The organism is Sulfurimonas sp., assembly GCF_014859695.1.
GTDB lineage: Bacteria > Campylobacterota > Campylobacteria > Campylobacterales > Sulfurimonadaceae > Sulfurimonas.
The window spans coordinates 18,888-28,507 of the sequence record NZ_JACUTS010000022.1 but is presented as its reverse complement, the minus strand read 5'-3'; the positions used below and the strand labels follow the sequence as shown (position 1 = coordinate 28,507).

Here is a 9,620-nt window from a genome sequence, read left to right as displayed (position 1 = left end):
AGGGCGCCTCTAAAAACCCTATAAGTTTTCAACAATAGAGCAAATATGCTAATGCGAGGCGAAATTACGCAGGAGCTACTAGTAGCTTCAAGTGATTTCAACGAAGCAGTAGCGTGTTTGCTCTATTGCCCTTTGGGAGCCTAAAAAAGGAGCAATCTTGCACAAAATTTTTTATCGCCATAGCTACGGCTATGACTCAAAAAAAGTTTTGCACAATCTCACTCCTTTTTTAGGCTTTGAGATTTTATAGGATTTTTAGAAGTGCCCTTTAAATTGACATGCAGTAATTTTTATTTAAATTATTTTTAATATAATACGAAAATTTTAATCATTAAGGCGTAAAAACAATGAGTAGTATTAAAGAGTATTTAGCGGCAGATCACGGTCGATGCGACGAACTGTTTGCAGCAATGGAAGATGCTGCAGCCAACTCGATAGAGAGTGCAAAAGAGGCATATGATGCGTTTGCTTATGGTACCCAGAGACATTTTCAGATGGAAGAGCGTGTCATGTTTGTGGAGTTTGAGCAAAAAACGGGAATGACTCAGGGTCCTACTGCCATGATGAGACATGAGCACACGCAGATGAGAGGTCTTATCTCGGACATGGGCAAAGCGATTGAGACTAAGGATAAGGATAAGTTTTTCGGAAGCAGCGAAACATTGATGATTTTAATGCAGCAGCACAATATGAAAGAGGAGCAGATGCTCTACACGATGGCACAGCAGCACCTAAGCGCAGAATCAGACCGCATAGTCGATATGATGCGTTCAATGATTGTAGAGTAGTAGAAGATATAGATTTGGATTTTGACGGACTCTCGGTAGATCAAGCACCGCCCATATCAGCACCTCTTAGATTTTTTCTAACGGCACCTCTTTTTGCTATTTTAGCAGGGATATTAATCCTTTTTAGTGATGCCGCTGCTCTTACTAGCAGACACTCAATGGAGGCAATTGTAATCACGCATGCAATAACTATCGGTTTTTTAAGCTTTGTAATGTTCGGTGCACTTACCCAAATGTTGCCTGTTTTAGCAGGAGTTAAAATAGCAAAGGTAGATTTGGTCTCCAAAATATCGTATATATTTTTGCTAACGGGTACTCTTTGCATGATTTTTGGGTTGTGGTTAAACATATCAATCTTGCTACTCGCAGCATCCGTGTTGTTGGGTGGCGGTTTTTTGCTGATAATTATCTCCATGTTGGCTGCTTTTAAAAATGTTATCAATTTTACTGCAAGTATAAGGGCTATAATTACAGGCTTAGTCTTTGCTCTTTTTATAACACTGATAGGAGTGCATCTTTTGGCATCGTATGGAATCGGTAGATTTTCCGATTCACACTTGCTCTTTGCAAATGTCCATAGTGTCTGGGCAATCTTTGGTTTTGCAGGAGTTTTGATAATCGGGGTTACTTTTCATATTTTGCCTATGTTTTATGTTGCACCGAAGTTTAAAAGATTTTGTAAGCAGAGGGTTGTTTGGCTTATAAGCATGGGACTTCTTCTGTGGCTGCTGCTTAACCTATTTTTTGATTCATACGCAGTGGCGGCAAAGATATGGATTGCTACATTTTTTTGGGCATTTGCGACAACGGTTTACATAAAGCTCAATGCCCGCCGCAGAAAAGTAAGCGACGTAACAATCTGGTACTGGAGAAGTGCGGCTGTTTTTATGACTCTTGGTACCTTCTCATGGGTCATAAACGATTTTTTTAACGCAGAGTATATAGTAGTTGTCTCCATTTTTATAGGCGGAGGATTTATCTTTTCTATAATGTCGGGAATGCTCTATAAGATAGTTCCGTTTTTGATTTGGTTTCATCTTAATGCAAAGGGATATATGAGTATTCCTACTATGAATGAGATGGTCAACAAAAAACTTGCAACAGCGCAGTTTGTGCTCTTTATAGTATCACTTATCGGTTTTATCCTCTCTTTTTTTATGCCTTATCTTTTAGAGATATCTGCGCTTGTGTTTATAGCAAGCATGTTAATATTGGAGTACAATATCGTTATTGCGGTTTTGATATATCTAAAAACTATCAAAACCAAACCTGATTTTGACATGAGCATGTTTACAATGAAAGTAGAAAACTAAAAGTGAGAAAAATTCAGAGTGCAAAGTGCCATATATTAGCACTTCTAGTAGAGTATAAGGAGGTAGTAAATGCCGAATCGTAAAAATATTATTTTAGTAGGTTTTATGGGTGTAGGCAAGGGTAGTGTTGCCCGAGAACTCATCAAAATATCTGATTATATGTCGGTTGATACGGATGATTTGATAGAGAGTATGGAAAATAGAAGCGTTAAGCGGATATTTGAACAAAGCGGCGAAAAGTACTTTAGAGATTTGGAGAAGAGAGTCTCTTTGTGGCTGGAGAACTCAGTTAGCAACACTCTTATATCAACCGGAGGCGGATTTTATAAGCAGGAAAATCTAAAAGATATAGGAGTTGTTGTTTTTTTAAACTCCTCTTTTGATAAAATACTAAAGCGAATCAAAAGTCATCCCAATGCGTCAAAAAAACTTAAAAAAAGACCGTTGTTAAATGATTTGAAAAAGGCAAAGGAGCTTTATAAAGAGAGGCTGCCGGAGTATATGGCTGTTGCAGATATCGTGATTGACGTGACCGATAAAAGCGCACTCGAGTGTGCTAAAGAACTTTTAGAAAAGGTAAAAGAACATGCGTAAATTTTATATATTTTTACTGCTGGGGATAGCGATAAATCTCTTCGGCGCGGAGATAAATTGGGCAAAAGATTATCATGAAGGTACTGCAACTGCACAAAAGCAGGACAAACCAGTGCTGTTTGTCTCATCAAGCCATAAATGTAAATATTGTGTAATACTGGATGAGACTACTTTTAAAGACGCAAGGGTAGTGGAACGATTGAACAAAAATTTCATTTCAGTGATTTCATACAGCGATGAGAATGATTATCTTCCAGAGGAGCTTTGGAGACCGGGAACACCGGCTATTTGGTTCTTGATGCCAAGCGGTCAGCCGATGTTTGAGGCGCTTATGGGCGCTATGAATACCGAAAATTTTCTAAAGGCACTCTCCATTGTCGAAGAAGAGTATAAGAAGGAAAAAAACAAAAAATGATTTTCACAAATTCAAAAAGCAACAATTTTAAAGCAGAGTTTAGCGAGCTTCTTGAGCGCGGCAAGATGGATATAGAGTCTGTTACGGCAATAGTCGGAAATATCATAAGCGAGATAAAAAAAGATAAAGATGAGGCGCTTAAGCGTCATGTTGCCAAATTTGACAAATGGACTCCTCTTAGCGATGAAGATCTGAAAATATCTACGGAGTTGATGAAGAAAGCTTATGACAATATTGACGAAAAACTTAAAAGTTCCCTGCATCTGGCATACGATAGAATAAAAAGCTACCATGAAAAGCAGAAACCTAAATCTTGGTTTGACAGCGAAGAGAACGGGATAATTTTGGGTCAAAAAGTCACACCCGTTGACAGTGCGGGTCTTTATATACCCGGAGGAAAAGCGGCATACCCGTCCTCTCTTTTGATGAATGTCATCCCTGCCCAAGTTGCCGGAGTTAAAAATATAGTCGTATGCACCCCGACACCTGATAATGAACCAAACGAGCTTCTGCTTGCGGCATGTCATCTTTGCGGAGTGAGTGATGTTTACAAGGTCGGCGGAGCAAGCGCGATTGCGGCTATGGCTTATGGCACGCAGAGCATTCCAAAAGTTGACGTTATTACCGGACCGGGAAATATCTTTGTAGCAACCGCAAAAAAAATGGTCTTTGGAGAGGTCAATATAGATATGATTGCAGGACCGAGTGAGATAGGTATCTTGGCGGATGAGAGCGCGAATGCTTCTCATATGGCTATAGATATGCTCTCTCAGGCAGAGCATGATGAGATGGCAAGTTCTATCTTAATAACGCCTTCGCAAAAGTTGGCAGATGAGGTGAAAATAGAGCTTGAGAATTGGCTCTTAAAACTTCCGCGACAAGGAATTGCAAGAAAGTCCATCGAAGAGAGAGGGGCTATTATCGTAACCTCCGACATGGACGAGGCTGTGGAGCTAATGAACCAAATAGCGCCAGAGCATCTAGAAGTTGCCACGATGTCCCCTTTTGAGCTTCTTGCGTCTATAAAACATGCGGGAGCAATCTTTTTGGGGCACAATACGCCTGAGGCGATAGGCGATTATGTTGCAGGTCCAAATCATACGCTTCCAACAGGCGGAACGGCAAAGTTTTATTCACCTCTTGGAGTTGAAAACTTTATGAAAAAATCTTCCATTATCTTTTTTAGCAAAAGAGCTATTAATGAGATAGGGGAAGAGTGTGCACTTATTGCAAATACCGAGGGATTAAACGCACATGAACTCTCGGTCAGGGTAAGGCTTGATAGTTAAAGCCACCCTCTATTTTTTACTTTTCAAATCTTCCCAGTTATAAAAAATATTATAAAATAATCACATTTCTATAATTAGTTTAAGCTTTATAAAGATAATATACCCATAGTAAGAAAACCATATGTCCATAGGATAAGGGATTCTTTTTATATAGATTACGCGTAGTATAAAACTAAAATATCTGTCTGTCAAAAGGCTATTAAGGAGAATATATGCAATTAGGCTTCCTAGTTGATTTGCATCTGTGTATGGGATGTAAAGGGTGTGAAATCGCATGTAAAGTGGAAAATGAAGTTCCGCTTAGTACATGGAGACTTCGTGTTAAATATGTAGATGTGGGAACTTTCCCCGAAACAAGAAGAACATTTACGCCGCTTAGATGTAATCACTGTGAAAATGCACCGTGTGAGAGAATTTGTCCAGTTAGCGCACTTCACTATCTTGAAAACGGAATTGTCAACATTGACAAAGAGCGTTGTATTGGTTGTGCAGGTTGTGTTATGGCTTGCCCTTACGGAGCTATCTATATTGACCCTCAGACGCAAACGGCAGATAAGTGTACATATTGTGCGCACCGTGTTGCTTCAAGTATGATGCCGGCGTGTGTTGTTGCATGTCCTGTTCAGGCAAATATTTTTGGAGACTTGGATGATCCTGCCTCAAACATCTCTAAGTATATTCAGGTTCATCAAGGTGGAGTTCAAGTTCGTAAACCTGAAAAAGGAACTAATCCTCATCACTACTATGTAGGCGGCGGAAACGTTACTCTTAACCCTCTTGCTTCAGAGAGAATTGATGGATACTCACTCTTTAACAATATCACAACACTTCCAGCGGGAGGGAACCACTAATGGCACATGAAATTTTAGCAGCTACAAATGCTGTAGTTACTTTAGACGTAGCAATTCCGGGGATAGTATGGCCATGGCTAGTTACTGTTAATATGTGGGCAAAAAGTATCGGTACCGGTGTTATTCTTATACTCTTTGTGCTTCTTAGAATGCATCCTGAGTCAGTTAAAAACTTAAGACTCCCGACAGCGATAGTTGCATTTATATTTATTAATATTTTCTTGTTGTTTACACTAGCAGACCTACATCAACCATTTAGAATGTGGCATATATTTGTTTACCCTAGTTTCTCATCGGCGATTGCTTGGGGCTCATTTATGGCTTCAGCATTTTTAGGTCTTTTAGTGCTTTTGGTATTTCTTGCATATAAGAAAAAGAATGAAACATTTGACAAAGTGCTATTATGGACAGCAATTCTTGCTATTCCGGTAACACTTTATACAGCCGCTCTTATGGCTCAGTGTACTGCTCGCGAACTTTGGCAGATGCCGGCAGAGTCTGCTCAAATGATTTTAGCAGCACTTCTTGCAGGTTCGGCATTTATGATACTTCTTGGCGGAAACAAGCTAAGCGCAGAGGCGAAAAATACTTTAGGTGTAGTCCTAGGGCTTAGTGCTTTAATGGCGTTTATAATCTATATGTCAGAGTATATATTCGGTTCAATGAAGGCAGAAGAGATTGCTGCTGTTATAGATTATATTAAGGGTGATGGACCATATACTGTTATGTTCTGGCTTGGTCAGTGGATAGCTTATATTTTACCGATGCTCTTTGTTCTTTTAAGCAGAGCCGGCAAAAGTGATAGTATTTTAAAAATGGCGGCTATTTTAGCATTAGTCGGGCTTGCTATAGTTAAGCATGTATGGCTAATCATTCCACAATTATTACCAATGAGTTAGGGAGAAATATTAATGTATTTAGAAAGTAGAAGAACATTTTTAAAAGGCGCCGCATTTACAGTAGCAGGCGCTTCAATTGCAAAGGGTGTGTTTACGGCTGATGCTATTGCTGACTCAGTCAGTGAGAGTAAATTTACAAACACTCCGGACGCTTTATCATTCTATCCTCCTATGAGTGAATGGGATGATTTTAAAGAGCTAGACGGAGATGATTGGAAAAGAGGCGGTATAGATCGCCATGGCGTAAGAAGTGCTTCAAACCCTGATGGTATTGAAGTTAATGATTATGCAATCGTTCCTACCGCATGTTCAAACTGTGAGGCATCTTGTGGTTTAACTGCATGGATCGATAAAAAAACATTTACAGTTAAAAAGTATATGGGTAACCCACTGCATCCTGCTTCACGTGGACGTAACTGTGCAAAAGGTTATGCTACTCAATCTCAGATGTATGATCCTGATCGTATCGCATTTCCACTAAAGCGTGCTCCTGGTTCTGCTCGTGGTGAAGGTAAGTGGATCCGTACTACTTGGGATGAGGCGATGACTACAATCGGTAAAAAGATGCATGATGCTATCGCAGTAGGTGATGAGCTCTCTAAAAAATCATGTATGTTCCACGTCGGCCGTCCAAATGAGAACGGATTTACGGGTCAGGTATGGTCTACTATAGGTCAAGACTGTTTTAACTCTCATACAAACATCTGTAGTTCGGGTGGTCGTACTCCTACTATCCAGTGGGCAAATGATGATAGAACTTCTCCGGATTGGGCGAATGCGAAACTTATCTTCCTTAACTCTTCGCATGCAGCTGATGCAGGTCACTACTTTCAGCAGTCTGCATCATTTATTGCAGATGCTAGAGCTAAGGGTGCGAAGATGGTCGTTATGGATCCTCGTCTCTCAAACTCTGCGGGTATGGCAGATCTTTGGATTGCAGCATGGCCTGGAACGGAGCCTGTTATATATCTCTACCTTGCTCAAAGAATGTTGAGTGAAGGTAAAGTAGATAAAGAGTTCGTTAGAAGATGGTTAAACTGGGAAGTTTTCTTAGATAACAAAAAATATCTGGAGTTCATGGTAAGTAAAGGGTATATCTCTAAAGTTCCTGATGCCGATGATTTTGATACATTCTTGGATGTTTTAAAAGAGCTATACTCTCCTTTTACTCTAGATTATGCGGTTAAAGAGACACATGTCCCTGCATACAAGCTAGAGAAACTTTACGATATGTTTATCTGGGCTGGAACTTCTATCTCTTCATATTTCTGGAGAGCGGCAGCTGCAGGAAACCGCGGTGGATGGATGAGTGGTCGTACAGGTTACCTTTCACTAGCCCTTCGTGGAGCTATCGGACCTGAGGGTGGTACGTTCTTTCACCGCTGGCACGTTATATCTGTCGGTGGAAAAGGCGGAAGCGCAACAATAGGTCAAGGTAAACGTGGAGCAGATGTTCCAAAAATCGATGTTTATAACGAACTTTCATGGCCGCCTGAATGGCCTCTCTCGACTTATGAACTATCTTACCTTCTACCGCACCTTCTTGCAGATAAGAAGTGGCAGAAGAAATGGATTGACAGAGGTCTTAATGTTCCACAGAAACTTGCAGTTTGGATTCCTCGTATGTACAATCCTGTATGGATCAATCCGGATGGATTTAGATGGATAGATACGATAAAAGATGAGTCTAAGATGGAACTTACCATGAACCTCTCTCCTGTATGGTCGGAGACTAACTGGTATGTAGATTATATTCTTCCTGTTGGTCTTGCGGGTGAGAGACACGATCAGCACTCAGAAGCTACAATGCCTGCACGTTGGACATCTTTCCGTCAGCCTGTTATGAGAGTTGCTTTAGAAAAAGCTGGATGGAAGCCTAAAAACCCTAACCGTGCTACTCTAGAAGCTCATATAAAAGCTGGTCTTGGAGAAGTTTGGGAAGAGAATGAGTTCTGGTTCGATATGTGTGTTAACTACATAGATCCAAAGGGCGAGCTCTATTTAGATGAGTCAAAAACTAAAACTATCAAGTCAATGTGGGAGTCCAAAAAGAATCCTGGCAAGCCTGTTACTATTGCTGAGTGGTATGATGCGGCGTTTGGCGATAACTTGCCAAACCTTAAAGCAACTGCTGCATCTGATGAGAGATATAAGAACTCAGAATTTCCTGTATATGAGTATATGAGAGATCACGGTGCGTGGATGGAGGAGAACAATATCTACTCTGCACAAGAACGTGAAGTAATTGATGATGGTCAAAACTATATTTCTCATGGGCATAAATACAGCAAAAAAGATGTTACTATCGACAAGAGAACAGGTGTTATGAGTGCAGAGTCTCACGGTAAGAAACAATCTATCGGTATTGAGATTGACGGTAAAAAGATGGAAGGTTTTGCAACACTTGATAAGAAACTTGACTTTTTCTGTGAGTGGCTTGCTGATGACTGGAAATGGCCTGAATATGCTATTCCATTCTATCCGAGAAATGAGAAAGAGAAAAAAGAGATGGTTCATATTGTCTCGCATGTAAACCACTCTTTTATGAGTGAGAAAGATTCGTATGCATTAAATACAGTATTTAGATTGCCATATAATATTCATACACGTTCTGCAAACTCTAAGCACTTGATGGAGATTTCTCAAAATCATGACCCTATCTGGATCTCAACTCCAGATGCTGCACGCCAAGGCTTTAAGCGCGGCGATGCAATACGTGTTAGAATTGTAGATAGCCTAACAGGACTGGAGTCAGGTTATTTTGTTGCTATGGCTGTTCCAACAGAGGGTGTTTTACCGGGAACTCTTGCATGTTCACACCACGGAGGACGCTGGAAACTCGTCAACTCTGTTAGTATTCCTAACGGCGTTACAGATGGAAAAGTTGATTCTCAGCCGGTTGTTAGAAATATGAACGATCCTAAATTTATGGCTCACTCACCTGAAAATGCAGGTAAAGAGGGTGCACAGATCAAGATTGAAGACTACAACGGAAATGGCGGCTTAAACAGCTTCGGTGTACCTACTGCTGAGCTTCAGATGGATGGAAAAGTAGGTAAACTCAAATATGTTGAGGGTATCAAGCCTTTCCACACTGACAGATTTGCAGATTACAACAAAGATAGTGCAAATATCTGGTGGGATGGACTTAGCGGTTCATGGCAAAATGCCGTAGCTGCTCCGCACCCTGACCCGATTTCAGGTATGCACTGCTGGCACCAAAAAGTTATTTTAGAGCCTGCACAAGCTGGTGATAAGATAGGCGATATATTTGTAAACTATGATAACAACTTCAAAGTTTATGAGGGTTGGAGAGATCAACTGACTCGTGGTTTAGATGAAAACTCTACACTTCGTCGTCCAGAACACATTAAACGCCCATGGGTGCCTCTGTCTCATAAAGCATATGCTGTTAAGATAAGCAAGTAGCGTTATAAAGCCTCTTATGAGGCTTTATGCTTTAGTTCTGAC

At 40.5% G+C, this 9,620-nt stretch carries 9 protein-coding genes; 8 read left to right on the top strand and 1 reads right to left on the bottom strand.

The features are described from left to right. Positions 1–347 precede the first annotated feature (347 nt). Positions 348–788: a hemerythrin domain-containing protein gene (locus tag IBX42_RS05970; RefSeq protein ID WP_294930268.1), complete on the top strand. Its 441-nt coding sequence runs from the start codon at positions 348–350 to the stop codon at positions 786–788. 40 nt (positions 789–828) lie between these two features. Here IBX42_RS05970 and IBX42_RS05965 read toward each other — a convergent pair whose 3' ends face one another. Continuing rightward, positions 829–1,203: a hypothetical protein gene (locus IBX42_RS05965; RefSeq protein WP_294930265.1), complete on the bottom strand. Its 375-nt coding sequence runs from the start codon at positions 1,201–1,203 to the stop codon at positions 829–831. Between IBX42_RS05965 and IBX42_RS05960 the strand changes: the two genes are divergently transcribed. The 7 genes from IBX42_RS05960 (at position 1,184) to IBX42_RS05930 (ending at position 9,578) form a co-directional block, all read left to right on the top strand. Continuing rightward, positions 1,184–2,101 (top strand): hypothetical protein, encoded by a 918-nt coding sequence (locus tag IBX42_RS05960; protein WP_294930262.1) that lies wholly within the window; start codon positions 1,184–1,186, stop codon positions 2,099–2,101. The two genes, IBX42_RS05965 and IBX42_RS05960, sit on opposite strands and share 20 nt — an antisense overlap. A gap of 69 nt (positions 2,102–2,170) precedes the next feature. Beyond that, the gene (locus tag IBX42_RS05955) at positions 2,171–2,695 is read left to right on the top strand and encodes a shikimate kinase (RefSeq protein WP_294930260.1); all 525 of its coding nucleotides are present in this window, start codon (positions 2,171–2,173) and stop codon (positions 2,693–2,695) included. Next, positions 2,688–3,110, top strand: a complete 423-nt coding sequence (locus IBX42_RS05950; protein ID WP_294930257.1) for a DUF255 domain-containing protein — start codon at positions 2,688–2,690, stop codon at positions 3,108–3,110. Before IBX42_RS05955 ends, IBX42_RS05950 begins: the two co-directional genes overlap by 8 nt. After that, positions 3,107–4,399, top strand: coding sequence for a histidinol dehydrogenase (gene hisD, locus IBX42_RS05945; protein ID WP_294930254.1), 1,293 nt, complete (start codon positions 3,107–3,109; stop codon positions 4,397–4,399). The genes IBX42_RS05950 and hisD overlap by 4 nt, the downstream gene beginning before the upstream one ends. Positions 4,400–4,611: 212 nt before the next feature. After that, the gene (locus IBX42_RS05940) at positions 4,612–5,250 is read left to right on the top strand and encodes a 4Fe-4S dicluster domain-containing protein (protein ID WP_294930251.1); all 639 of its coding nucleotides are present in this window, start codon (positions 4,612–4,614) and stop codon (positions 5,248–5,250) included. Beyond that, positions 5,250–6,149 carry an NrfD/PsrC family molybdoenzyme membrane anchor subunit gene (gene nrfD, locus IBX42_RS05935; protein ID WP_294930248.1) on the top strand — a complete coding sequence of 300 codons (900 nt, stop codon included), beginning with the start codon at positions 5,250–5,252 and terminating at the stop codon, positions 6,147–6,149. Before IBX42_RS05940 ends, nrfD begins: the two co-directional genes overlap by 1 nt. A 12-nt stretch (positions 6,150–6,161) precedes the next feature. Further along, on the top strand, positions 6,162–9,578 hold the full coding sequence (locus IBX42_RS05930) for a molybdopterin-dependent oxidoreductase (RefSeq protein WP_294930245.1): 3,417 nt from the start codon (positions 6,162–6,164) through the stop codon (positions 9,576–9,578). The last annotated feature ends 42 nt before the right edge of the window (positions 9,579–9,620 follow it).